The following is a 23854-nucleotide window of genomic DNA, read 5'->3' on the forward strand; positions in this document are numbered from 1 at the left end:
GTAGGGCCGGCTCTACGCCGGCCGACGGAGCCAGACCATTGCACAGGGCCGACCTCCACCTCCCGCAGCCGGGATAAACCCGGCCCTACAGGTATCGGCGCCCGCCCCTGAGCCCTGTCTTCCAACCATGCCGGCCGGCATCAGCCGGCCTTACAGGTATCCAGCATGTCTTGCCGCCTCTTTGCCCTCACCCCCGGCGAGCCCGCCGGCATCGGTCCCGACCTCTGCCTGCTGCTGTCCCGCGAGGCCCAGCCCCAGGCCCTGGTGGCCATCGCCAGCCTGGAGCTGCTGCGCCAGCGGGCCAGCGAGCTGGGCCTGGACATCACCCTGCTGGATGTGGGGCCGGGGCGCTGGCCACAGGGCCCGGCGCCGGCCGGCAGCCTGTATGTCTGGGACACCCCGCTGCACACCCCGGCCCGGCCCGGCCGCCTCGACCCAGCCAACGCCGGCTATGTGCTGGAAACCCTGCGCCGCGCCGGTGAAGGCTGCGTGGCCGGCACCTTCGCCGGCATGATCACCGCTCCCGTGCACAAGGGCGTGATCAACGAGGGCGGCGTGCCGTTCTCCGGGCACACGGAGTTCCTCGCCGAACTGACCCACACCGAGCAGGTGGTGATGATGCTCGCCACCGAAGGGCTGCGCGTCGCCCTGGTGACCACGCACCTGCCGCTCAAGGACGTCGCCGCCGCCATCACCCCCGAGCGCCTGACGCGCGTCACGCGCATCCTGCATGCCGACCTGCGCGACAAGTTCGGCATCGCCCGGCCGCGTATCCTGGTCTGCGGGCTCAACCCCCACGCCGGCGAGAGTGGGCACATGGGCCGCGAGGAGATCGAGATCATCGAGCCAACCCTGGAGCACCTGCGCGGGGAAGGCCTCGAGCTGATCGGCCCGCTGCCGGCCGATACCCTGTTCACCCCCAAGCACCTCGAGCACTGCGACGCGGTGCTGGCCATGTACCATGACCAGGGCCTGCCGGTGCTCAAGTACAAGGGCTTCGGCGCGGCGGTGAACGTCACCCTGGGGCTGCCGATCATCCGCACCTCGGTGGACCACGGCACCGCGCTGGACCTGGCCGGCACCGGGCGCGTCGATACCGGCAGCCTGCGGGTGGCATTGCAGACCGCCTACCTGATGGCGGACAGCCGCTCATCCTGAAAGCGCAGCGGCGCTCTGGCGCCGCTTTTCCGTCAGGCGATTTCACCTGTTAAACTGCGCGCCTTTCGCTTTGCGCAGTCAGCTCCCGGAACCCTGTCATGTCCGACTACCAACACCGCGCCCGCAAGCGCTTCGGCCAGAACTTCCTGCATGACATGGGAGTGATCGACCGCATCCTGCGCGCCATCCGTCCCCGCGCCGGCGAGCGGCTGGTGGAAATCGGTCCGGGCCAGGGCGCGCTGACCGAGGGGCTGCTGGACAGTGGCGCCAGCCTGGAAGTCGTCGAGCTGGACCTGGACCTGATCCCGATCCTCAACAGCCGCTTCGCCGGCCGGCCGAATTTCCACATCAACCAGGGCGATGCGCTGAAGTTCGATTTCGCCACCCTGGCCGATGGCCCGCACAGCCTGCGCGTGGTCGGCAACCTGCCGTACAACATCTCCACCCCGCTGATCTTCCACCTGCTGGATCACGCCCATCTGATCCGCGACATGCATTTCATGCTGCAGAAGGAGGTGGTCGAGCGCCTGGCTGCCGAGCCGGGCGGCGGTGACTGGGGCCGTCTGTCGATCATGGTGCAGTACCACTGCCGCGTGGAGCATCTGTTCAATGTCGGCCCGGGCGCGTTCAAACCGGCGCCCAAGGTGGATTCGGCGATTGTCCGCCTGGTGCCGCACGAAACCCTGCCGCACCCGGCGCAGGACCCGCACCAGCTGGACCGCGTGGTGCGTGCAGCCTTCAACATGCGTCGCAAGACCCTGCGCAACACCCTCAAGCAGTTGCTCAGCGCCGAGGACATCGAAGCGGCCGGCGTGGATGGCTCGCTGCGTCCCGAACAGCTGGATCTGGCCGCCTTCGTGCGCCTGGCCGACCGGCTGGCCCTGCAGGCGCCAACTCCCTAAGTCAGATTCCAGGTAGACAGCCAACGCGCATGACCGATAGCCCGAGCATCGACATCCAGGTCACCACCCGCTACCTCTCCGATCGCTCGCAACCGGAGTCGCAGCGCTACGCCTTCGCCTACACCATCACGCTGCACAACAGCGGCCCGATCGGCGCCCAGCTGCTGGGCCGCCACTGGATCATCACCGACGGCGACGGACAGGTTCAGGAAGTGCGCGGCGAGGGCGTGGTCGGTCAGCAGCCGCACCTGCAGCCCGGCGAAAGCCACACCTACACCAGTGGCACCCTGCTGCACACCGAAGTGGGCAGCATGCACGGCACCTACCAGATGCTGGCCGACGACGGCACCCGTTTCGACGCACCCATCCCGCCCTTCCGCCTCGCCGTGCCCGGGGCGTTGCACTGATGGCCCTGTATGCCGTCGGCGACATCCAGGGCTGCCTGGAGCCGCTCAAATGCCTGCTTGAGCGCGTGGATTTCCAGCCGGGCAGGGACCACCTGTGGCTGGTTGGCGACCTGGTCAACCGCGGTCCGGATTCGCTGGGCACGCTGCGCTTCCTCTACGCCATGCGCGACTCGGTCACCACGGTGCTGGGCAACCATGACCTGCACCTGCTGGCTGCGGCCTACAACATCGAGCGCCTGAAGAAGCACGACTCGCTGCGCGAAATCATCGACGCGCCGGATCGCGACGATCTGCTCGACTGGCTGCGCCGGCAGAAACTGCTGCACTACGACGCCGAGCGCGACATCGCGCTGGTGCATGCCGGCATTCCCCCGCAATGGACGCTGAAGAAGGCCCTGCTGCGCGCCGCCGAAGTGGAAGAAGCGCTGCGGGACGACAACCGCATCCGGGAGTTCCTCGACGGCATGTATGGCAACGAGCCCGCCAAGTGGAACAAGAACCTGCACGGCATCGACCGTCTGCGCGTGATCACCAACTACTTCACCCGCATGCGCTTCTGCACCGAGGACGGCACCCTGGACCTGAAAAGCAAGGAAGGCCTGTCCAGCGCACCCGCCGGCTTCGCCCCCTGGTTCAGCCACGCCAAGCGCAAGGCCCGCGGCCAGAAGCTGATCTTCGGCCACTGGGCGGCGCTCGAGGGCCACTGCGACGAACCCGGCCTGTACGCGCTGGACACCGGCTGCGTGTGGGGCGGCACCATGACCCTGCTCAACGTCGACAGCGGCGAGCTGCACCGCTGCGCGTGCCAGAAGCCGAAACGGGAAGCCCGCGACGAGCCTTCCGCCTTGTCACCTCCGCCGGAGCAGGACAGCGAGGGCACGTCCCTGCTCGCCACCGGCCTCGATCACCTTTACCGCCTCTTCAGGAGCCGTCCATGACCGACACCTTCCAGCGCATCGCCCCCGAGCAGGCCCGTGAACTGCTGGCGCAGGGCGCGCAACTGGTCGATATCCGCGATGCACAGAGCTTCGCCAACGGGCACATCCCCGGTGCCCGCCACCTGGACAACCAGTCGCTGCATGCCTTCATCGCCCAGGCGGATTTCGACCAGCCGCTGATCGTCAACTGCTATCACGGCATGTCCAGCCAGGGCGCCGCAGCCTTCCTGGCGCAGCAGGGTTTCAGCCAGGTCTACAGCCTGGAAGGCGGCTTCGAGCGCTGGCGCCTGATGTATCCGCAGGAGCTGAGCCGCGACCTCGGCTGAGCACCGCCCCGCCGGTTTTCCGGTCGCCCGCCCCGGGGCGACCAGCCGCCGACCGCTCGGGCCGGCCCGCCATTGACCGGCGCGATTACGAACTATCCTTGCTCCCAGGCCATCGAAAAACGAAAGAGCCGGTCCACCGGCTCCCGGCGTTAGCGACCTTAGGTTCTGGGGGATTTTGACCTGACCGAGTTCTCGGCAGGCAGCCAGCACCCGCAAGAACGAGCCGCGCCGGCTCAATGACTCGAGCGAGGTGACACATGAGCATTTTCAGCCACTTCCAGCAACGATTCGAAACGACTCGCGAGGAAGAGTATTCCCTGCAGGAGTACCTGGATCTCTGCAAGCGCGACCCAAGCGCCTATGCCAGCGCCGCCGAGCGTCTGCTGCTGGCCATCGGCGAGCCCGAGCTGGTCGACACCGCCAGCGACCCGCGCCTGTCGCGGATCTTCTCCAACAAGGTCATCCGTCGCTATCCGGCCTTCGCCGACTTCCACGGCATGGAAGAGAGCATCGAGCAGATCGTGTCGTTCTTCCGCCATGCCGCCCAGGGCCTGGAGGAGAAGAAGCAGATCCTCTACCTGCTCGGCCCGGTGGGCGGCGGCAAGTCCTCGCTGGCCGAGAAGCTCAAGCAGCTGATGGAAAAGGTGCCCTTCTACGCCATCAAGGGCTCGCCGGTCTTCGAATCGCCGCTGAGCCTGTTCAACGCCAGCGAGGACGGCGCCATCCTCGAAGAGGAATACAGCATTCCGCGCCGCCTGCTGAGCAACATCATGTCGCCGTGGGCGACCAAGCGTCTGCAGGAGTTCGGCGGCGACATCAGCCAGTTCCGCGTGGTCAAGCTCTACCCCTCGATCCTCAACCAGATCGCCATCGCCAAGACCGAGCCCGGCGACGAGAACAACCAGGACATCTCCTCGCTGGTCGGCAAGGTGGACATCCGCAAGCTGGAGGACTTTCCGCAGAACGACGCCGACGCCTACAGCTTCTCAGGCGCCCTGTGTCGCGCCAACCAGGGGCTCATGGAATTCGTCGAGATGTTCAAGGCGCCCATCAAGGTGCTGCACCCGTTGCTCACCGCCACCCAGGAAGGCAACTACAACAGCACCGAAGGGCTGGGCGCGATTCCGTTCAACGGCATCATCCTCGCCCACTCCAACGAGTCGGAATGGCACAACTTCCGCAACAACAAGAACAACGAGGCGTTCATCGACCGCATCTACATCGTCAAGGTGCCCTACTGCCTGCGCGTCACCGACGAGATCCGCATCTACGACAAGCTGCTGGCCGGCAGCACGCTGTCGCGCGCCCACTGCGCGCCGGACACCCTGAAGATGCTCGCCCAGTTCTCGGTGCTGTCGCGCCTCAAGGAGCCGGAGAACTCCAACATCTACTCGAAGATGCGCGTCTACGACGGCGAGAACCTCAAGGACACCGACCCCAAGGCCAAGTCGATTCAGGAGTACCGCGACGCCGCCGGCGTCGACGAGGGCATGAACGGCCTGTCCACCCGCTTCGCCTTCAAGATCCTTTCCAAGGTGTTCAACTTCGACCCGCACGAGATCGCCGCCAACCCGGTGCACCTGCTCTACGTACTGGAACAGCAAATCGAGCAGGAGCAGTTCCCGCCGGAAGTACGCGAGCGCTACCTGCGCTTTCTCAAGGAATACCTGGCGCCGCGCTACATCGAGTTCATCGGCAAGGAAATCCAGACCGCCTACCTGGAGTCCTACAGCGAATACGGGCAGAACATCTTCGACCGCTATGTGCTGTACGCCGACTTCTGGATCCAGGACCAGGAATACCGCGACCCGGAAACCGGCGAGATCCTCAACCGCATGGCGCTGAACGAGGAGCTGGAGAAGATCGAGAAGCCGGCCGGCATCAGCAACCCGAAGGATTTTCGCAACGAGATCGTCAACTTCGTGCTGCGCGCCCGCGCCAGCAACAACGGCAAGAACCCCAGCTGGCTGAGCTACGAGAAGCTGCGCGTGGTGATCGAGAAGAAGATGTTCTCCAACACCGAGGATCTGCTGCCGGTCATCAGCTTCAACGCCAAGGCCAGCAAGGAAGACCAGAAGAAGCACAACGACTTCGTGGTGCGCATGGTCGAGCGTGGCTATACCGAGAAACAGGTGCGCCTGCTGTCCGAATGGTATCTGCGGGTACGTAAGTCGCAGTAACGCAGCTGAACGCCCGAGGCCGGACACGCGCGCCGCCGCGCGCTGCCGGCTTCGGGCTCACAGCGTCCCGCTTAGCCCGGAGGGCGTATATGAGCTATGTCATCGACCGCCGCCTGAACGGCAAGAACAAGAGCACGGTGAACCGCCAGCGGTTCCTCAGCCGTTACCGTGGCCATATCAAGAAAGCCGTCGAGGAAGCCGTCGGCCGGCGTTCCATTACCGACATGGAGCACGGCGAGCAGATCACCATTCCCGGCCGGGACATCGACGAACCCATCCTGCACCATGGCCGGGGCGGCCGGCAGACCAGCGTGCACCCGGGCAACAAGGAGTTCATCGCCGGCGAGCGCATCCCCCGCCCCCAGGAGGGCGGCGGCGGCGGCGGCGGCCAGGGCCAGGCCGGCAACAGCGGCGAAGGCATGGACGACTTCGTGTTCCAGATCACCCAGGAGGAATTCCTCGACTTCATGTTCGAGGATCTGGAGCTGCCCAACCTGGTCAAGCGCCACATCACCGGCGCCGACAGCTTCAAGACGGTGCGCGCCGGCATCAGCAACGAGGGCAATCCGTCGCGCATCAACATCATCCGCACCCTGCGCTCGGCACACGCCAGGCGCATCGCGCTGTCCGGCAGCAGCCGCCTCAAACTGCGCGCCGCGCGCGCCGAGCTGGAACGCCTGCGCCGCGAGGAACCGGACAACTTCAGCGACATCCAGGCCACCGAAGCGCTGATCGAGAAACTGCGGGCGCGCATCGACCGCATCCCGTTTCTGGACACCTTCGACCTCAAGTACAACCTGCTGATCAAGCAGCCCAACCCGACCTCCAAGGCGGTGATGTTCTGCCTAATGGACGTCTCCGGCTCGATGACCCAGGCCACCAAGGACATCGCCAAGCGCTTCTTCATCCTGCTGTACCTGTTCCTCAAGCGCAGCTACGACAAGATCGAGGTGGTGTTCATCCGCCATCACACCAGCGCCAAGGAAGTCGACGAGGAAGAGTTCTTCTACTCCCGGGAAACCGGCGGCACCATCGTCTCCAGCGCCCTGAAGCTGATGCAGGAAATCATGGCCGCCCGCTACCCGGTGCATGAATGGAACATCTACGGTGCCCAGGCGTCCGACGGCGACAACTGGAACGACGACTCGCCGCTGTGCCGCGAGCTGCTGGAAGAGAAGATCATGCCCTTCGTCCAGTACTTCACCTATGTGGAAATCACCCCGCGCGAGCACCAGGCGCTCTGGTACGAGTACGAAACGGTGCATGAGGTGTATCCGGACAGCTTCGCCCAGCAGCAGCTGATCTCCGCCGCCGACATCTACCCGGTGTTCCGCGACCTGTTCCAGCGGAGGATGGCCTGATGGGCAGCAAGAAGCGCCAACCCCTTTCCACCGGTTCGGAGTGGAGCTTCGAGTTGATCCAGGCCTACGACAAGGAAATCGGCCGGCTCGCCGCCGGCTTCGGCCTGGAGACCTACGCCAACCAGATCGAGGTGATCACCGCCGAGCAGATGATGGACGCCTACGCCTCGGTGGGCATGCCCATCGGCTATCACCACTGGTCCTACGGCAAGCACTTCCTGGCCACCGAGAAGGGCTACACGCGCGGGCAGATGGGCCTGGCCTACGAGATCGTCATCAACTCCGACCCCTGCATCGCCTACCTGATGGAAGAGAACACCATGTGCATGCAAGCGCTGGTGATCGCCCACGCCTGCTATGGCCACAACAGTTTCTTCAAGGGCAACTACCTGTTCCGCAGCTGGACCGACGCCGGCTCGATCATCGATTACCTGGTATTCGCCCGGCAGTACATCAGCGAGTGCGAGGAACGCCACGGCATCAAGGCCGTGGAGGATCTGCTGGACTCCTGCCACGCGCTGATGAACTACGGAGTGGACCGATACAAGCGTCCCTACCCGATCTCCGCCGAGGAGGAACGGCTGCGCCAGAAGAGCCGCGAGGAGCACCTGCAGAAACAGATCAACGACCTGTGGCGCACCATTCCGCGCAGCGCCGACAAGGACGCACGCCGCGACAACGGCCAGCGCTTCCCCGCCGAACCCCAGGAAAACATCCTCTACTTCGTCGAAAAGCACGCCCCGCTGCTGGAACCCTGGCAGCGCGAGGTGGTGCGCATCGTGCGCAAGATCGCCCAGTATTTCTATCCGCAGCGCCAGACCCAGGTGATGAACGAAGGCTGGGCCACCTTCTGGCACTACACCCTGATGAACGCGCTGTACGACGAGGGGCTGGTCACCGACGGCTTCATGATGGAGTTCCTACAGAGCCACACCAACGTCATCTACCAGCCAGCCTTCGACAGCCCCTACTACAGCGGCATCAACCCCTACACCCTGGGCTTCGCCATCTACAGCGACTTGCGGCGCATCTGCGAACAGCCCACCGAGGAGGACCGTCGCTGGTTCCCGGACTTCGCCGGCAGCGACTGGCTCGCCACGCTCAAGTTCGCCATGGCCAACTTCAAGGACGAGAGCTTCATCCTGCAGTTCCTCTCGCCCAAGGTGATCCGCGACCTGCGCCTGTTCAGCGTGCTGGACGACGATCAGCACGACGAGCTGCTGGTGCCGGCCATCCATGACGAGTCGGGCTACCAGACGATCCGCGAGCAGCTGGCCGCGCAGTACAACCTGGGCAACCGCGAGCCGAACGTGCAGGTCTGGGACGTGGACCGGCGCGGCGACCGCTCGCTGACCCTCCGCCACATCCAGCACGAACGCAAGCCGCTCGGCGAATCCACCCAGGAAGTGCTGAAGCACCTGCATCGTTTGTGGGGTTTCGATGTCCATCTAGAGACGGTGCGCGGCGACAAGGTCATCCACTCCCAGCACATGCCCCCGCAGGGGCCCGGCGAGGAGTACCCGCATCTGGACCTTGCCCTGCCGCCGATCTGATCGGGCTCCGGCCGTCCCGGCGTAGCGGAGCCCCTCCCGAGGAGGCCCCGCCATGCGCCATACCGCCATCCTTCTGCTCGGCATCGGCCTGTACGCCTGCAGCACGCCCGATCCCGCCCAGGTACAAATCCTCCACGACGCCAGCGACTTCGGTGCCCGCCACGACTACCAGCTGGTCGCGCCCTATGCCGACACGTCCGGCGCTGAGGCCACGCTGCTTGCCGAGTCGCTGCAGCGCAGCCTGGCCCGCCACGGCTATCGACAGGGCGGCAGCGATGCACCACTGCTCATCCAGTACCGACTGACCAGCGCCAGCCAGCCGCTGACCTATTCGGTCGATATGCCACCACCCAGTCCGCTCGGCCCCTATCAGGCGATCCATCGCTTCGAGGACGTGCGTGGTCTACTGCACCTGCGGGTTACCGACCGCAACGAACAGCTGCTTTGGGAGGGCGCCGCGCGCACCGAGCTGAGTCCGGAGCGACAGCGCCAGCAACAGATCGACCGGGCGGTGGACGCCCTGGTGCAGAAACTGCCGGTGGCGCGCTGAACCTCCCTGGCTGCGCCTGTTATCCTGCGCGGCCACGGAGGTGAGCGATGCAAATCTACAAAGTCGGCGGCGCGGTGCGCGACCGCCTGCTGGGTCGGCCGGTCAGTGAAATCGACTGGGTGGTGGTCGGCGCCAGCGCCGAGGACATGGCGGCACTGGGCTACCGGCCGGTGGGCGCGGACTTCCCGGTGTTCCTGCACCCGCAGACCGGCGAGGAGTACGCGCTGGCGCGCACCGAGCGCAAGAGCGGGCGCGGCTACGGCGGCTTCACCTTCCACGCCAGCCCCGAGGTCACCCTCGAACAGGATCTGCTGCGCCGCGACCTGACCATCAACGCCATGGCCGAGGACGACAACGGCCAGGTCATCGACCCCTATGGCGGGCTGAGCGATCTGCAGGCGCGTGTGCTGCGCCATGTGGCGCCGGCGTTCGCCGAGGACCCACTGCGGGTGTTGCGCGTGGCGCGCTTCGCCGCCCGCTACGCGCCACTCGGGTTCACGGTCGCCCCGGAAACCCAGGCATTGATGCGCCAGCTCAGCGAGTCCGGCGAGCTGCGTGACCTGACGCCGGAACGCAGCTGGAAGGAAATCTCCCGCGCCCTACTGGAACCGCGTCCCGACGTGTTCTTGCAGGTGCTGCATGACTGCGGCGCGCTGGCTGAGTTGCTGCCGGAAGTGAATGCGCTCTTCGATGCCAACCGGGGCGAAGCGCTGCGGGCCACGCTGCGCGCCTGCGCCAAGCACGAGCAACCGCTGGCGGTGCGCTGGGCTTGCCTGCTGCTGGATGCCAGCGCGGAACAGATCGCCGCCATCAACGGTCGCTGCAAGGCGCCGCGCGAATGCGCCGAGCTGGCACTGCTCGCCCGTCAGCACTGCGACGCGTGGCGAGAAGCGCTGGAGCTGTCAGCCGAAGCCCTGCTGGCGTTGCTGCAGGGCTTCGACGTGTACCGCCGTCCGCAGCGCTTCGAGCAGTTCCTGGCCGCCTGCGAAATGGCGGGGCGCGGTGCCGGACAGGGGAATGAATTTCCGCAAACCGCCTACCTGCGCGGCGCCGCCGACTGCGTACGCGGCCAGGCCATCCAACCCCTGCTGGAGCAGGGCTACCAAGGCGCCGCGCTGGGTGAAGCCCTGGCGCGCCAGCGACTGGAAGCGCTAAGGACCTATCGCGCAGCCAAACACTGAGGGCTCGGCGCTGCACCCTGTCGGGCCGGGTTTATCCCGGCCGACGGAGGTGGGTCAGGCGCTTCGGTGAAGGGCTTGGTTCCTGGCCGGGATAAACCCGGCCCCACAGGTGGACAACACCTTCTTGTCCACCCACTCGCCGGAACGGCGAGCGGCGCCCGGAACAACGCCGACCACCCTAAGCAGGGCGCGGATACTGCGCGATGAGCGCCGCCGGCGTCAGCTCGCGGCCACGCCACTGGAAGGGCACCGGCCACAGCTGCTGATCGATGCGCGCCTGCGCCCACAGCTCGGCGAAGGACCGGCCTACCACCGGATGGCGTCGCTCCGGGGCCAGCAGCGCCAGCGGCCAGAGCACGAAGGCGTTGCGCAGAATTTCCGCGCGCGGCAGGATCAGGCCGTGAAAGTCACCGACGCAGTCGTCGAACTGCAGCACGTCGATATCCAGGGTCAGGCCCTTGCGCTCCGGGGCGTAGCGGCCATTGTCGGCCTCGATGAACTTCAGCCGGCGGTCCAGCTCCGTCAACGGCAGCCGGCTGGTGCCACTGACCACCATGTTCAGAAACGGCCCACTGCGAATGCCCACCGGCAGGCTTTCGAACACCGGCGAGCAGCGCAGGTCATCGAGCACCTCATCGAGGGCCTCCAGACCGGCGCGCAGATGGGTTTCCCGATCGGTATTGCTGCCCAGACCGAGCAGCACCTGGTTCAGCGACATCCGCGTTCGATCTCCACGCCCACCCCGGCGGCGGCTGGCACGGCGCCCGGCTTGGTGATCTTCAGACGCAGCCAGGGGATCTGGAACTCGGCCATCAGCACGGCGGCCAGTTGCTCGGCGAAGCTTTCCACCAGTTGATAGCTCGCCTGGGCGGCGAAGGCCTGGATGCGCTCGGCCAGCGCGGCGTAGTCCAGCGCCAGGTTCAGGTCATCGCCCGCGGCGGGGCGGCGATTGTCCCAGGCGCAGACCAGGTCCAGACGCAGGCACTGGCGGATCTCCCGTTCCCAGTCGTAGACGCCGATGACGGTGTCCACTTCCAGCCCCTCGATAAACACATTGTCCAACTACGCTCTCCGCGGCACGACAAGGGGCGTGCGACCCCGCTAGAATCGGGACTCCCTCGCCCCGGATCGGCTCTCATGTTCTGGTTGCTGGCAATCCTGGCCTACCTGTTGGGCTCGCTGTCCTTCGCCATTCTGCTCAGCCAGCTGAGCGGAGGCCCGGACCCGCGCGCCCAGGGCTCCGGCAATCCCGGGGCCAGCAACATGTTGCGGGTCGCCGGTCGGCGCCTGGCCATCCTGACCTTGCTCGGCGACCTGCTCAAGGGCTGGCTGCCGGTGATAGTCGCCCAACTGGCCGGGCTCGGCATCCAGCAGCAGGCCTGGATCGGCGTGGCCGCCGTGCTCGGTCACCTGTTTCCCGTTTATTACCGCTTTCGCGGCGGCAAGGGCGTGGCCACCGCCGCCGGCCTGTTCCTCGGCCTGTACCTGCCCGCCGCCCTGCTGGCGATCGGCACCTGGCTGCTGGTGTTCATGCTGACGCGCATCAGCTCGCTGGCGGCGTTGATCGCCACGCCGCTGACCCTGCCGCTGCTGGCCTGGCAACTGCCCGCGGCGCTGCTACCGGCCTGTGTACTGACCCTGCTGATCGTCTGGCGTCACCGCGCCAACCTGCGCGATCTGCTGGCCGGCCGCGAACGCCACTTCAAGTAATCCGCTGAGCCTGTCGCTCAGATCGCCGGCAAGGTGTCCATCGGCCAGCGCGCCCGTACGTCGATGCCGGGGCCGTCCTGCTGGCCGGCCAGCAGCCGCTGGCAGCCGGCGTAGGCGATCATCGCGCCATTGTCGGTGCAGAAGCGCGGGCGGGCATAGAACACCTGGCCGCGCATCTCGCCGAGCATCTTTTCCAGAGAACGGCGCAGCGCCTGGTTGGCGCTGACGCCACCGGCGATCACCAGGCTCTTCAGACCGGTCTGCTTGAGGGCGCGCTTGCACTTGATGGTCAGGGTTTCGACCACGGCGGTCTGGAAGGCCAGCGCCACGTCACAGCGCGCCTGCTCGCTGTCGCCGCCTTCGGCCACGCAGCGCTGCCAGGTGTTCAGGGTGAAGGTCTTCAGGCCGCTGAAGCTGAATTCCAGGCCGGGCCGATCGGTCATCGGCCGGGGAAACACGAAGCGTCCGGGCGTGCCGCGCTCGGCCAGCCGGGCGATCTCCGGGCCGCCCGGGTAGGGCAGCCCCATCAGCTTGGCGGTCTTGTCAAAGGCCTCGCCGGCGGCGTCGTCCAGGGACTCGCCGAGCAGCTCGTAGCGGCCGATGCCATCGACGCGCACCAGCTGGGTGTGGCCGCCGGAGACCAGCAGGGCGACGAACGGAAACTGCGGCGGCTGCTCTTCGAGCATCGGCGCCAGCAGGTGGCCTTCCATGTGGTGCACGCCAACCGCCGGAATGCCCCAGGCAAACGCCAGCGCCTGCGCGCAGGAAGCGCCCACCAGCAGGGCGCCCACCAGGCCGGGGCCGGCGGTGTAGGCGATGGCATCGATGGACTCGGCCGTGCAGCCGGCTTCGTCGAGCACTTGACGGATCAGCGGCAGCATGCGCTTGACGTGGTCGCGCGAGGCCAGCTCCGGCACTACGCCGCCGTAGACGCGGTGCAGGTCGATCTGGCTGAACAGCGCATCGGCCAGCAGACCCTGTTCGCTGTCATAGAGGGCGACGCCGGTTTCGTCGCAGGAGGTTTCCAGTCCCAGCACGCGCATGGGGTATACCGTTTCCAGCCTGGTAAAAAATGAAGGCGCGCATGATAATCCCCACCCCCAGCCCCGGCCAGCGCTTTTCGATGAAGGCCTTTGCATTCCGCAGGGCTAAGGGGTAACATCCGCAACCCTTGAAAACCGACGTCCTCCAGTGCCGCTTGCAGGAGAGCGTTCACCACACCTGGTAATTGAAAGGTACGACCTGGATGCCCGCCGTCAAAGTTAAAGAGAACGAACCCTTCGACGTAGCCCTGCGTCGCTTCAAGCGCTCCTGCGAAAAGGCCGGTGTTCTGGCCGAAGTCCGCAGCCGCGAATTCTACGAAAAGCCGACCGCCGAGCGTAAGCGCAAGGCTGCCGCTGCCGTGAAGCGTCACGCCAAGAAGGTGCAGCGCGAACAGCGCCGTCGCGAGCGTCTGTACTGAGTTACAGCGCTGGTTGACCACAACGCCCGGCATTGCCGGGCGTTGGCATTTCTGGATGCCACGCAAGCCTCGTCCTGCGGACGAGGCTTTTCCGTTTCCGTCTACACGAGCGTATCCTGACGCCCCATGGCCGGCCTGATCCCGCAGTCCTTCATCGATGACCTGCTCAACCGCACCGACATCGTCGAAGTGGTGGGCTCGCGCGTCCAGCTGAAGAAGACCGGCAAGAACTACAGCGCCTGCTGCCCGTTCCACAAGGAAAAGACCCCTTCCTTCACGGTCAGCCCGGACAAGCAGTTCTACTACTGCTTCGGCTGCGGCGCCGGCGGCAACGCCCTGGGCTTCGTGATGGACCACGACCACCTGGATTTTCCCCAGGCGGTCGAGGATCTGGCCAAGCGCATCGGCATGGACGTGCCCCGCGAGGAGCGCGGCCCCGGCAGTCGTTCGCGCCAGCCGGTCGATTCGCCGCTCTATCCGCTGCTGGCCGCCGCCAGCGACTATTACCGCCAGGCGCTGAAAAGCCATCCGGCGCGCAAGGCGGCGGTGGACTACCTGAAGGGTCGCGGCGTGTCCGGGATCATCGCCCGCGACTTCGCCCTGGGCTTCGCCCCGCCCGGTTGGGATGGCCTGCTCAAGCACCTGGGCGAAGACCCGCTGCAGCAGAAGGCGATGATCGACGCCGGCCTGCTGATCGAGAACACCGACACCGGCCGGCGCTACGACCGCTTCCGTGACCGCATCATGTTCCCCATCCGCGACAGCCGCGGGCGGGTGATCGCCTTCGGCGGCCGGGTGCTGGGCGACGACAAGCCCAAGTATCTGAACTCGCCGGAAACCCCGGTATTCCACAAGGGCCAGGAGCTCTACGGCCTGTTCGAGGCGCGCCAGAGCAACCGCAACCTCGACGAGATCATGGTGGTCGAGGGCTACATGGACGTCATCGCCCTGGCCCAGCTCGGCCTGCGCAATGCCGTGGCCACCCTCGGCACCGCGACCAGCGAGGAGCACCTCAAGCGCCTGTTCCGCCTGGTGCCCAGCGTGCTGTTCTGCTTCGACGGCGACAGCGCCGGCCGCAAGGCCGCCTGGCGCGCCCTGGAAGCCACCCTGCCCAACCTGCAGGACGGCCGGCGCGCGCGCTTCCTGTTCCTGCCCGAAGGCGAAGACCCGGACAGCCTGGTACGCCGCGAGGGCACCGAAGCCTTCCAGGCGCGCATCCACCAGCAGGCGCGCTCGCTGGCCGACTACTTCTTCGAGCAGCTCAGCGAGGAGGCCGATCCGCGCTCACTGGAAGGCAAGGCGCACCTGGCCACCCTGGCCGCGCCGCTCATCGAAAAGATTCCCGGCGCCAACCTGCGCACCCTGATGCGCCAGCGCCTTTCCGACCTGACCGGGCTCGGCGGCGAGGCCCTGCAGCAGCTGCAAGCAGCCGCTCCACCGCCCGTCGCCACCCCGGCCTCTTATCAGGACACTCCGCCACCCTACGGCCAGCCACGGAGCGAACGCCCATCCACGGGGCAACGCCGCACCGCGCCACGTGCCTCACGCGCCGCGAGCGGCGTCGAACCCCCGAATCTGAGCGCATTGCGCACACTCCTGCATCACCCGGAACTGGCCCAGAAGGTGGAGAACGCCGGCAGCTTTGCCGCCGAGGACGACACCTATGCCCAGTTGCTGGTCGCGCTGCTCGAAGCCCTGCAGAAGAACCCGCGTCTGCGGGCCCTGCAGCTGATTGCCCGCTGGCACGGCACCGAACAGGGCCGCCTGCTACGTGCACTGGCGGAGAAGGAGTGGCTGATTGCGCCGGACAACCTTGAACAACAGTTTTTCGACACTATAACTAGGCTCGTAACCCGCCAGCGCGAACGCCGCCTTGAACATCTGCTGCAAAAGGCGCGTCTAACCGACCTGAGCGCAGATGAAAAAGATCAGTTGCGCAGGCTGTTGAGCCGCGACTACGAAGCCACTTCTACAAGCACATCTGGCTTGTAGGGGCAATTTTAGGCTATAATCCTCGGCTTGTTTTCAGCCCGCCAGACCGTCAGTGGATAGGGTGCCATGTCCGTAAAAGCGCAACAGCAATCTCGCCTGAAAGAGTTGATCGCCCGCGGCCGCGAGCAGGGTTATCTTACCTATGCCGAGGTCAACGACCACCTGCCGGAGGATATTTCCGATCCGGAACAGGTGGAAGACATCATCCGCATGATCAACGACATGGGGATCAACGTCTTCGAAACGGCCCCCGATGCGGACGCCCTGCTACTGGCCGAAGCCGACACCGACGAAGCCGCCGCTGAAGAAGCCGCGGCCGCGCTGGCGGCGGTGGACAGCGACATCGGCCGCACCACCGACCCGGTGCGCATGTACATGCGCGAAATGGGCACGGTGGAACTGCTGACCCGCGAAGGCGAAATCGAAATCGCCAAGCGCATCGAGGAAGGCCTGCGCGAGGTGATGAGCGCCATCGCCCACTTCCCCGGCGCCATCGACGGCATCCTCGCCGATTACCAGCGCGTGGTCAGCGAAGGCGGCCGCCTGTCCGACATTCTCAGCGGCTACATCGATCCCGATGACGGCAGCCTGCCGGCCGAGGAAGTCGAGCCGGTCATCGTCAAGAGCGGCGCCGCCGCCACCAAGGACGACGAGGACGAGGAAGAAGAAAGCAGCGAGAGCAGCGACGACGAAACCGAGACCGATGGCGGTCCGGATCCGGAAGAAGCAGCCCGCCGCTTCAACGCCGTTGCTGAGCAACTGGCCGTTGCCAAGAAGGCGCTGGCCAAGCATGGCCGCAGCCACAAGACCACCGTCGCCGAACTGCTGGCCCTGGCCGAGCTGTTCATGCCGATCAAGCTGGTACCCAAGCAGTTCGACGCCCTGGTCGAGAAGGTGCGCAGTGCCCTGGAGCGCGTGCGCCAGCAGGAACGCGCGATCATGCAGCTATGCGTACGTGATGCGCGCATGCCGCGTACCGACTTCCTCAAGCTGTTCCCGGGCAACGAAGTCGATCTGGACTGGAGCCCCTATATTGCCAAGGGCAAGGCCAAGTACGCCGAGGCGATCGGCAACCTGCAGGAAGACATCCAGCGCAACCAGCAGGTGCTGATCGATCTGCAGAACGAGGTCGACCTGACCATCGCCGAGATCAAGGACGTCAACCGCCGCATGTCCATCGGCGAGGCCAAGGCCCGTCGCGCCAAGAAGGAAATGGTCGAGGCTAACCTGCGCCTGGTGATCTCCATCGCCAAGAAGTACACCAACCGCGGCCTGCAATTCCTCGACCTGATCCAGGAAGGCAACATCGGCCTGATGAAGGCGGTGGACAAGTTCGAATACCGTCGCGGCTACAAGTTCTCGACCTACGCCACCTGGTGGATCCGCCAGGCGATTACCCGCTCGATCGCTGACCAGGCGCGCACCATCCGTATCCCGGTGCACATGATCGAGACGATCAACAAGCTCAACCGCATTTCCCGGCAGATGCTGCAGGAAATGGGTCGCGAACCCACACCGGAAGAGCTGGGCGAGCGCATGGAGATGCCCGAGGACAAGATCCGCAAGGTGCTGAAGATCGCCAAGGAACCGATCTCCATGGAAACCCCGATCGGTGACGACGAAGATTCGCACCTGGGCGACTTCATCGAGGACGCCACCATGCAGTCGCCCATCGAGGTGGCCACGGTGGAAAGCCTCAAGGAAGCCACCCGCGACGTGCTCTCCGGCCTCACCGCCCGCGAAGCCAAGGTGCTGCGCATGCGCTTCGGCATCGACATGAACACCGACCACACCCTCGAGGAAGTCGGCAAGCAGTTCGATGTCACCCGCGAGCGCATCCGCCAGATCGAGGCCAAGGCGCTGCGCAAGCTGCGCCATCCGACCCGCAGCGAACACCTGCGCTCGTTCCTCGACGAGTGATCGACCAAAACCCCCGGCTCGCCCGGGGGTTTTTGTTTGCGGCTCAAGCAGTTGGCCCCGGGCGAGGCGACCGCTATACTCCGCCCCTCCTTCTGAGGGCCTGTAGCTCAGTCGGTTAGAGCAGAGGACTCATAATCCTTTGGTCCTGGGTTCGAGTCCCAGCGGGCCCACCAATAAAATCAAGGGGTTACAGCTTTAACCCCCTTCGATCTCACAAGCACCATCTCCAATTTTCCCCGTTCGTTCCCCGTTTCTCGGCCTACGTCCCGAGCGATTATCTGTACGCCGTTCCGCAGGCGAACAGCCAGAGCGTTTTTCGATGTGGCCAGGAAAAAGAGCGGCACGAAAAAATACATTCCGACGAACGGTCATAAGGACATTTGAAGTCCATAGGTGTCCATGGACGTTCTAGGAGTTCTGATGAAGGTGTTCGTCTGCGGCATGCCCTCAAGCGACGGGCTGAAACCGTAGGATCAGTTCGGCTATGGTGCGAAGGCGAGCGCGACAGCGCCCCCACCAACCACCCACGGACTTGCCGTGCAAGGAGCTTGCGAGTCATGGCCAACGAGACCTCCCTCACCCCTCCTGCCCGGGATTTGCCGATCCCTGGCACCCTCGCCACCTCTACTCAGTGCTGCGCGAAGTATCAGATCAGCCGCACCACTTGGTGGCGCTGGACCAAGATCCCTGGCTTCCCGCAGCCGCTGCGCCTGAGGCGCGCGATCCGCTGGGATATTGAAGCCGTCGATACCTTCCTGACGCGCGCCAGTCGCTGACCTCCTACCCGATCCCGTTTTGCCAGGCCGCGCCGCGTGCCTGGCGGGAAACGCAAAAGGATTGACCCATGGAAAATCAAAACGGCGCTTCGGCGCCGAGGGGATCGGCTTGCCCGGCGAAAGAGCTGACGCTGGTGCTGGGAGACCATCACTTCCCGCAGTTGCGGCGGACCCGCGACCTGTTCCGGCGCCTGCGCGGCATGACGCCCGCCAGTCCCGCGTGGCGGGAAACCCATCAGCAGTGGCAGTACGCCTGTGAAGAGCTGACGGTGCTGGTGGTGCTGCGTCTGCCCGCTCAGGAGGACTGGGCATGACGGAAACCGCTCAGCAATTTCGCAGGGCCCTGGAATCGGTGTTTGGTCGGCTGGACTGGCTGCCGGTCGCGGATGGCCATATTCATCGCTTCCATGTGCCTGGGGATCGCTCCGGTTCCCTCAATGGCTGGTACCTGCTACATGGCGATGCGCGCCCGGTCGGCTGCTTTGGCAGCTGGAAGACCGGTGGCTATCACACCTGGAGCGGCGCGCGGCAGGATGCCGTGGTTCGCCACAGGTGGTCGGGGGAGCGGCAGGCCACGCCGCAGGCTGCGCCCGAGCTGGAGCGCCGCCAGCGCAACACGATGCGCTATGCGCAGCGGCTGTGGGCAAACGCGACGCCGGCGGATCCGAGTCATCCTTATTTGCTCCGCAAGCTGGTGCAGCCTTACGGGCTCCGGCAAAAGGATCAGCAGTTGCTGGTGCCGCTGATCTGCGGGAGCCAGTTGCTGAACCTGCAGCGCATTGCCCCGGATGGCGACAAGCGCTTCCTCAAGGGCGGACGTGTGCAAGGTTGCCATGCTCTGCTCGGTACCCTGGGGGCCAGCGCCCGGTTGTACCTCTGCGAGGGCTGGGCCACCGGCGCCACCTTGCATGCAGAGACGGGCTTCCCCGTCGCTTGTGCGATGAACGCCGGCAACCTGCTGGCGGCGGGGCGGCAGCTCTGGCAGGACTATCCCGACTGCGAGCTGGTGGTGGCCGGCGATGATGACCGTCTCACCCCCGGCAATCCGGGCCGCAGCGCCGCCACCGACACGGCAGAAGCGTTGGGCTGCGGCCTGGTCTTTCCGCCCTGGAGCGGTGAGGAACCGCTCAGCCTGACTGATTTCAATGACCTGGCGGCGTGGAGGGCGCAGTCATGAACGCCCCGCTGGTTCCCCCGCCTGATTACGCCGAACCCATCCCCCTGGTCATCGAGGACGCGGACACACCTTATCCGCTGTCAGCCCTGGGGGAAGTGCTGGGCGGCGCAGCGAAGGCCATCGTCGAGATCGTCCAGGTGCCTGCCGCCCTGGCTGCGCAATCGGTGCTGGCCGCCGCTGCGATGGCGGCCCAGCCGCACGCTAACGTACTGCGCGCCGGCCAGCCGATCCCGCTGTCGCTGTTTGCGCTGACCATTGCCGAATCGGGTGACCGCAAGTCCGCTGCCGACCGATTGGCACTGCGCGCCCACCAGGAACGGCAACAAACGCTGCTGGAGACTTACCGCGAAGCGCTGACGGTCTATCGCAAGCGCCGGGACGCCAACCAGAGTGTGCGGGGCCAGGCGCTTGAGAAGCCCACGGGCAAGGCCGAGAAGCCGGCTGCCGAGCTGGTGGACCAGGAGGAGCCGCAGCCTCCGCCCTTGCCGTTCATCCTCGCGGAAGATCCCACGCTGGAGGGACTGCAGAAATCGTTTCTGCTGGGCCAGGCCTCACAGGGGTTGTTCAGTGACGAGGGCGGACTGTTCTTCGGCGGGCACGCCGGTAAGCCAGAGAACCTGCTCAAGAGCGCTTCGGGGCTTTCCAGTTTGTGGGACGGGTCACCGATCCGTCGCCTGCGCGCCGTTGAGGGCGAAAGCGCCGCCCGTGCCGGCTGCCGCCTGAGTGTCCACCTGATGATCCAGCCCGTGGTCGCTCGGGAGGTGCTGAGCAACCCGATCCTGCAGGGTCAGGGCTTTCTGGCGCGGTTTCTGGTCGCCTGGCCGCAATCGCTGGCCGGCACCCGTCTGTATCGCGACCTGAATCCCGACGAGGATGTATGCCTGAATCGCTACTGGCAGCGCATGGCGCAACTCTTGGCCCGCACGCCCGCCCTCGATGCGCATGAGGGATTGGCCCCGCCGTCACTGACTTTGGAGGCGCCGGCGCTGGCCGCCTGGATTGAAGTGCACAACCGCATCGAGACCCGGCTGGGCAAGGGGGGCGAGCTCCAGGAGATCAAGCCCATGGCCGCCAAGGGTGCCGAGAATGTGTTGCGCATGGCCGGCGTGATGACGGTAGTCGAAGAGTCGGAGGCCATCACCTGCGAGCTAATCGAGCGCGCCGCCATGCTGATGGAGTGGTATTTGGGCGAAGCGCTGCGCGTCGTTAACCCTGCGCAGACCGACTCGCGCACGCTCCTGGCGCAACGGCTGCTGGAGTGGCTGCTTGCCAATGATTGGCAGCGCTTCGAAGCGCGCCGCCTGCAACGCGAGGGCCCGCGCCTCGTGCGCAAGAGCGCCCGGCAGCGGGATGAACTGCTGGGCATCCTGGTTGAGCACCGGCAGTTGTTCAGTCCGGATGGCCGGGTCTTCGTCCTGTCACCCCTGGCGACAGCGGCGACGCCGGCGACCGGCCAGACGCCGCGCGCCTCGGGCACTGGCGAAGCCATGGCGACGACTGGCGACACGGACAGCGAGAACGCCGAGCTGTCGCCAACTGTCGCCCACGCATCGCAACCCTGAAAGCCAGAGCCGTCGTGACGTGTCGCCGGAGTCGCCGCTGTCGCCGCGCTTGATGCCGCCATGAGGGGTGAGCCCTTCCGAAGCGCAGGCTCCCCGGTGGGGATCCTCCGTTTCGGCAGGGCTTTGCTGGCCAAACCCACAACCAAACGGGGTACATTACCGCCATCAGCGATCAGCTGACTGAAGAAGCCGAGGAGCAAGTCAACGGAGGGAGTTATGAGCGAAATTGCCATTGGTAATAGGGAGCAACCGTGGTCAGCTACTCGGCCAGCCTCGGCAGGCAATTACCCACCGCCGAGAAAGTGTACAGCGCGCACTAATAGAAATTAAAAGTCAACCATTGCCTATGTCGAAGTCTTCGAGCTATTCGTTGCACGGGACCACGTAATTCGCTTCGACAGGTAGGAGCGGTGCACGCATCACGCATCGACATGGATAGCTAGGAGAATCAATGCAGATTGCAGACTTTAGGCTGGTGGATAGCCTGAGCCATAAAGACTTCGAGCACTTTGTGAAGGATCTCCTGCTTGCTTCAGGCTGGCAGGACGCATTTGTCACAGAAGTTGGTAGCGATTATCGATTTGGTGATGGAGGGGTGGACATATTTGCTTACCGCGACGGGCGTAAGTTTGCCGTGGAGGTCAAACAACGGGATATAAACACGACTGTCGATGTTAGCGCCCTGAATCAGCTTGTTACCGGTGCTCGGCTCGCCGATGTAAAGCAGATGATTCTGGTTACGAACTCTTATTTTACATCCGAGGTGAAAGTAAGGGCCTTGCGTCTAGGTGTCGAGCTGATTGACCGGGATGCTTTGAAAAACTTGTTTGTGGTGCGCGGTTCAGAAATTGGTCGAAGAATCAAACCACGCGAGTATCAGATAGATGTGATTGAGCAAGCACTGGAGCAGTTCGATAAAGGCAAACGGAAGCTGCTGATTGAGATGGCTACCGGGCTAGGCAAAACCTACACAGTTGCGTTGCTGATCAAACAGTTACTCGAACGTGCGGAGGGGCGGCAGCGCGTGCTATTTATCGCTCACCAGATCGAGATACTACTTCAGTCGGTGACCGCTTTTAAGAACGTACTTGGCTTTGGGCGCTACAGCTTTTCTGCCTGCTTCGCGGGCGCTCGTCCCGAGAATACTGATTTGGTCTTCGCCAGCTTTGACACGTTGTATGGCCAACTAACCGAACTGGCAGCGGATAGCTTTGAATATGTAATCATTGATGAGGCCCACCACACCCCGGCAAAGACTTATGCGAGCGTTGTGGAGCACTTCCGCCCACGTCTTCTTATTGGTCTGACAGCAACGCCTTGGCGCACCGATAACAAAAGCGTTAGCGACTTCTTTGGCGGTGTAGACGGCCATATTGGCCGCTATGACCTAATATGGGGGTTGCAGAATAAAAAATTGGCTTTTCCGAAGTATCTAGTTTTGCTCGATGACATTGACCAAGATCGTATTGACCAGCTGGAGAGCGGCTTGTCGGTCGCGGACCTAGATAAACGACTTTTCCTGCACAAGAAGGATCAGGAAGTTGTGCGCCTGATTGAGGCCACAATTAAGCAGAAGCAGATAGCCTATGTAAAGGGAATCGTCTTCTGCCGGAACATTCGGCATCTACGGCATCTTTTAGGCTTTTTCGAACCCGGTACCGCTACTAGCGTGCATTCGCGCATGCCGGATAATGAAAGACGAGAGAATATACGAAAGTTCCGAGAGGGAGACCTGAAATATATATTGGTTTGCGACCTATTTAATGAAGGGATCGACATACCTGAAACAAATTTGCTAGTTTTTATGCGCTACACAGGATCTAAGACAATATGGCTACAACAACTGGGCCGCGGCTTGCGAAAGACGAATAATAAGGAGTGTGTCCATGTGCTCGACTTTGTGGGATCACTGGATCGCCTTAAGGATGTTCAGCAGTTGGCTAAAGCTGTGCGCAGCAAGAAAATAAATAGGCTGAAAGAAGGCGATTTGGATGAGCTTCGCGAAGATCAGTACGATCTGCACGATGACACAATTGAGGTTACTTACAGCCAGTCAGCGGCGCGTGTACTGGAACTGATTGCAAGCTTAAAGTACCGACTAAATAGCCGTGAAGAATTAATCGAAAAACTCAGGCATTACCGACTAACCAACGGCAATGTGCCTTCTATTGACGCCCTAGAGAATAGCCTTGAAGACATCTCTTTGGATCAGGTGGCCACACACTTTGACTCTTATCAAGGATATCTCCAAGCTGCTTTCGGCATGAATCTTGATGATAGCTCTATTAGTAACGCCGTAGCTCAAGCATACGCCTCCTATCAAGAGAGGCACGGAGTAGCACCCAGCCCAAAGGCTTTATCTTTGGAGTTTCAGTACAAAACGTTGCCGTGGCTCACAGCAGCGGAAATATCTTCATTAGTTAATAGGTTAGCATCTGCAAATGCGCTAGCAAAAATCACTCAGGTCGAGCAAAAGACCTCTGGGCCAGAGGCGATTACAGCGCATGGCAAAATTTCCCAAGCTGTCTCAGCACCTCAAGTTGCCGAGGACCGGGTACAGCTTGACCTGCTTGCTAAATATCGTGGAATTGTAAATAGTCGCGCAGACCTTCTGAAATTACCTAAAGAACAAATCGACCTTATAACTGCCGCATTTCGCTCCACATCGGTGTTTTTGGTACGATTGAGAGGTTAGTAGT

At 64.0% G+C, this 23854-nt stretch carries 22 protein-coding genes and 1 tRNA gene; 20 read left to right on the forward strand and 3 right to left on the reverse strand.

Going from position 1 to position 23854, the window contains the following annotated elements:
* Positions 1–165 precede the first annotated feature (165 nt).
* From pdxA to VL129_RS13585, 10 genes are all read left to right on the forward strand, one after another.
* A complete protein-coding gene (gene pdxA / locus VL129_RS13540; RefSeq protein WP_325413541.1) occupies positions 166–1158 on the forward strand; it encodes a 4-hydroxythreonine-4-phosphate dehydrogenase PdxA in 993 nt (330 codons plus the stop codon).
* A 98-nt stretch (positions 1159–1256) separates the two neighbouring features.
* Positions 1257–2060: a 16S rRNA (adenine(1518)-N(6)/adenine(1519)-N(6))-dimethyltransferase RsmA gene (gene rsmA / locus VL129_RS13545; RefSeq protein WP_325413543.1), complete on the forward strand. Its 804-nt coding sequence runs from the start codon at positions 1257–1259 to the stop codon at positions 2058–2060.
* Between the two features lie 29 nt (positions 2061–2089).
* Positions 2090–2467, forward strand: coding sequence for a Co2+/Mg2+ efflux protein ApaG (gene apaG, locus VL129_RS13550; RefSeq protein WP_325413544.1), 378 nt, complete (start codon positions 2090–2092; stop codon positions 2465–2467).
* Positions 2467–3405 (forward strand): symmetrical bis(5'-nucleosyl)-tetraphosphatase, encoded by a 939-nt coding sequence (locus VL129_RS13555; protein WP_414705205.1) that lies wholly within the window; start codon positions 2467–2469, stop codon positions 3403–3405. The genes apaG and VL129_RS13555 overlap by 1 nt, the downstream gene beginning before the upstream one ends.
* Positions 3402–3731: a thiosulfate sulfurtransferase GlpE gene (gene glpE, locus VL129_RS13560; protein ID WP_325413546.1), complete on the forward strand. Its 330-nt coding sequence runs from the start codon at positions 3402–3404 to the stop codon at positions 3729–3731. The genes VL129_RS13555 and glpE overlap by 4 nt, the downstream gene beginning before the upstream one ends.
* A gap of 257 nt (positions 3732–3988) precedes the next feature.
* A complete protein-coding gene (locus tag VL129_RS13565) occupies positions 3989–5911 on the forward strand; it encodes a PrkA family serine protein kinase (protein ID WP_325413549.1) in 1923 nt (640 codons plus the stop codon).
* Between the two features lie 89 nt (positions 5912–6000).
* Positions 6001–7272 carry a YeaH/YhbH family protein gene (locus VL129_RS13570; RefSeq protein WP_325413551.1) on the forward strand — a complete coding sequence of 424 codons (1272 nt, stop codon included), beginning with the start codon at positions 6001–6003 and terminating at the stop codon, positions 7270–7272.
* A complete protein-coding gene (locus VL129_RS13575) occupies positions 7272–8825 on the forward strand; it encodes a SpoVR family protein (protein WP_325413553.1) in 1554 nt (517 codons plus the stop codon). The genes VL129_RS13570 and VL129_RS13575 overlap by 1 nt, the downstream gene beginning before the upstream one ends.
* A 52-nt stretch (positions 8826–8877) precedes the next feature.
* Positions 8878–9375 (forward strand): DUF4136 domain-containing protein, encoded by a 498-nt coding sequence (locus VL129_RS13580; RefSeq protein ID WP_325413555.1) that lies wholly within the window; start codon positions 8878–8880, stop codon positions 9373–9375.
* A 47-nt stretch (positions 9376–9422) separates the two neighbouring features.
* Positions 9423–10556: a tRNA nucleotidyltransferase/poly(A) polymerase-related protein gene (locus tag VL129_RS13585; protein WP_325413557.1), complete on the forward strand. Its 1134-nt coding sequence runs from the start codon at positions 9423–9425 to the stop codon at positions 10554–10556.
* Between the two features lie 178 nt (positions 10557–10734).
* Here the strand turns inward: VL129_RS13585 and folK are convergent, their stop codons facing one another.
* Together folK and folB are read right to left on the reverse strand one after the other, a co-directional pair.
* A complete protein-coding gene (gene folK, locus VL129_RS13590; protein WP_325413559.1) occupies positions 10735–11274 on the reverse strand; it encodes a 2-amino-4-hydroxy-6-hydroxymethyldihydropteridine diphosphokinase in 540 nt (179 codons plus the stop codon).
* Positions 11265–11618 (reverse strand): dihydroneopterin aldolase, encoded by a 354-nt coding sequence (gene folB, locus VL129_RS13595; RefSeq protein ID WP_325413561.1) that lies wholly within the window; start codon positions 11616–11618, stop codon positions 11265–11267. The genes folK and folB overlap by 10 nt, the downstream gene beginning before the upstream one ends.
* A 75-nt stretch (positions 11619–11693) precedes the next feature.
* On the opposite strand from folB, the gene plsY reads away from it, so the two are divergent.
* Complete coding sequence (plsY, locus tag VL129_RS13600; protein ID WP_325413563.1) at positions 11694–12266, forward strand: glycerol-3-phosphate 1-O-acyltransferase PlsY; 573 nt, start codon at positions 11694–11696, stop codon at positions 12264–12266.
* 17 nt (positions 12267–12283) lie between these two features.
* Here the strand turns inward: plsY and tsaD are convergent, their stop codons facing one another.
* Complete coding sequence (gene tsaD / locus VL129_RS13605) at positions 12284–13309, reverse strand: tRNA (adenosine(37)-N6)-threonylcarbamoyltransferase complex transferase subunit TsaD (RefSeq protein ID WP_325413565.1); 1026 nt, start codon at positions 13307–13309, stop codon at positions 12284–12286.
* Positions 13310–13512: 203 nt separating this feature from the next.
* Between tsaD and rpsU the strand changes: the two genes are divergently transcribed.
* The 9 genes from rpsU to VL129_RS13650 all read left to right on the forward strand — a co-directional run bounded on the left by rpsU (position 13513) and on the right by VL129_RS13650 (position 23850).
* Positions 13513–13728 carry a 30S ribosomal protein S21 gene (gene rpsU, locus VL129_RS13610; protein ID WP_003085057.1) on the forward strand — a complete coding sequence of 72 codons (216 nt, stop codon included), beginning with the start codon at positions 13513–13515 and terminating at the stop codon, positions 13726–13728.
* Positions 13729–13854: 126 nt separating this feature from the next.
* Positions 13855–15720, forward strand: coding sequence for a DNA primase (gene dnaG, locus VL129_RS13615; protein ID WP_325413568.1), 1866 nt, complete (start codon positions 13855–13857; stop codon positions 15718–15720).
* A gap of 66 nt (positions 15721–15786) precedes the next feature.
* A complete protein-coding gene (gene rpoD / locus VL129_RS13620) occupies positions 15787–17640 on the forward strand; it encodes an RNA polymerase sigma factor RpoD (RefSeq protein ID WP_325413570.1) in 1854 nt (617 codons plus the stop codon).
* A gap of 96 nt (positions 17641–17736) precedes the next feature.
* A tRNA-Ile gene (locus VL129_RS13625) sits at positions 17737–17813 on the forward strand.
* A 384-nt stretch (positions 17814–18197) separates the two neighbouring features.
* Entirely contained in the window at positions 18198–18416 is a 219-nt protein-coding gene (locus VL129_RS13630) for a helix-turn-helix transcriptional regulator (protein WP_325413572.1), read from the forward strand.
* Between the two features lie 68 nt (positions 18417–18484).
* On the forward strand, positions 18485–18730 hold the full coding sequence (locus tag VL129_RS13635) for a hypothetical protein (protein WP_325413575.1): 246 nt from the start codon (positions 18485–18487) through the stop codon (positions 18728–18730).
* A complete protein-coding gene (locus VL129_RS13640; RefSeq protein ID WP_325413577.1) occupies positions 18727–19593 on the forward strand; it encodes a toprim domain-containing protein in 867 nt (288 codons plus the stop codon). The genes VL129_RS13635 and VL129_RS13640 overlap by 4 nt, the downstream gene beginning before the upstream one ends.
* Positions 19590–21155, forward strand: coding sequence for a YfjI family protein (locus VL129_RS13645; RefSeq protein WP_325413579.1), 1566 nt, complete (start codon positions 19590–19592; stop codon positions 21153–21155). Before VL129_RS13640 ends, VL129_RS13645 begins: the two co-directional genes overlap by 4 nt.
* Before the next feature lie 451 nt (positions 21156–21606).
* A complete protein-coding gene (locus VL129_RS13650) occupies positions 21607–23850 on the forward strand; it encodes a DEAD/DEAH box helicase family protein (RefSeq protein ID WP_325413580.1) in 2244 nt (747 codons plus the stop codon).
* Positions 23851–23854 lie beyond the last annotated feature (4 nt).

The sequence above is a fragment of the Pseudomonas sp. genome, assembly GCF_035497915.1.
Taxonomy (GTDB): domain Bacteria; phylum Pseudomonadota; class Gammaproteobacteria; order Pseudomonadales; family Pseudomonadaceae; genus Serpens.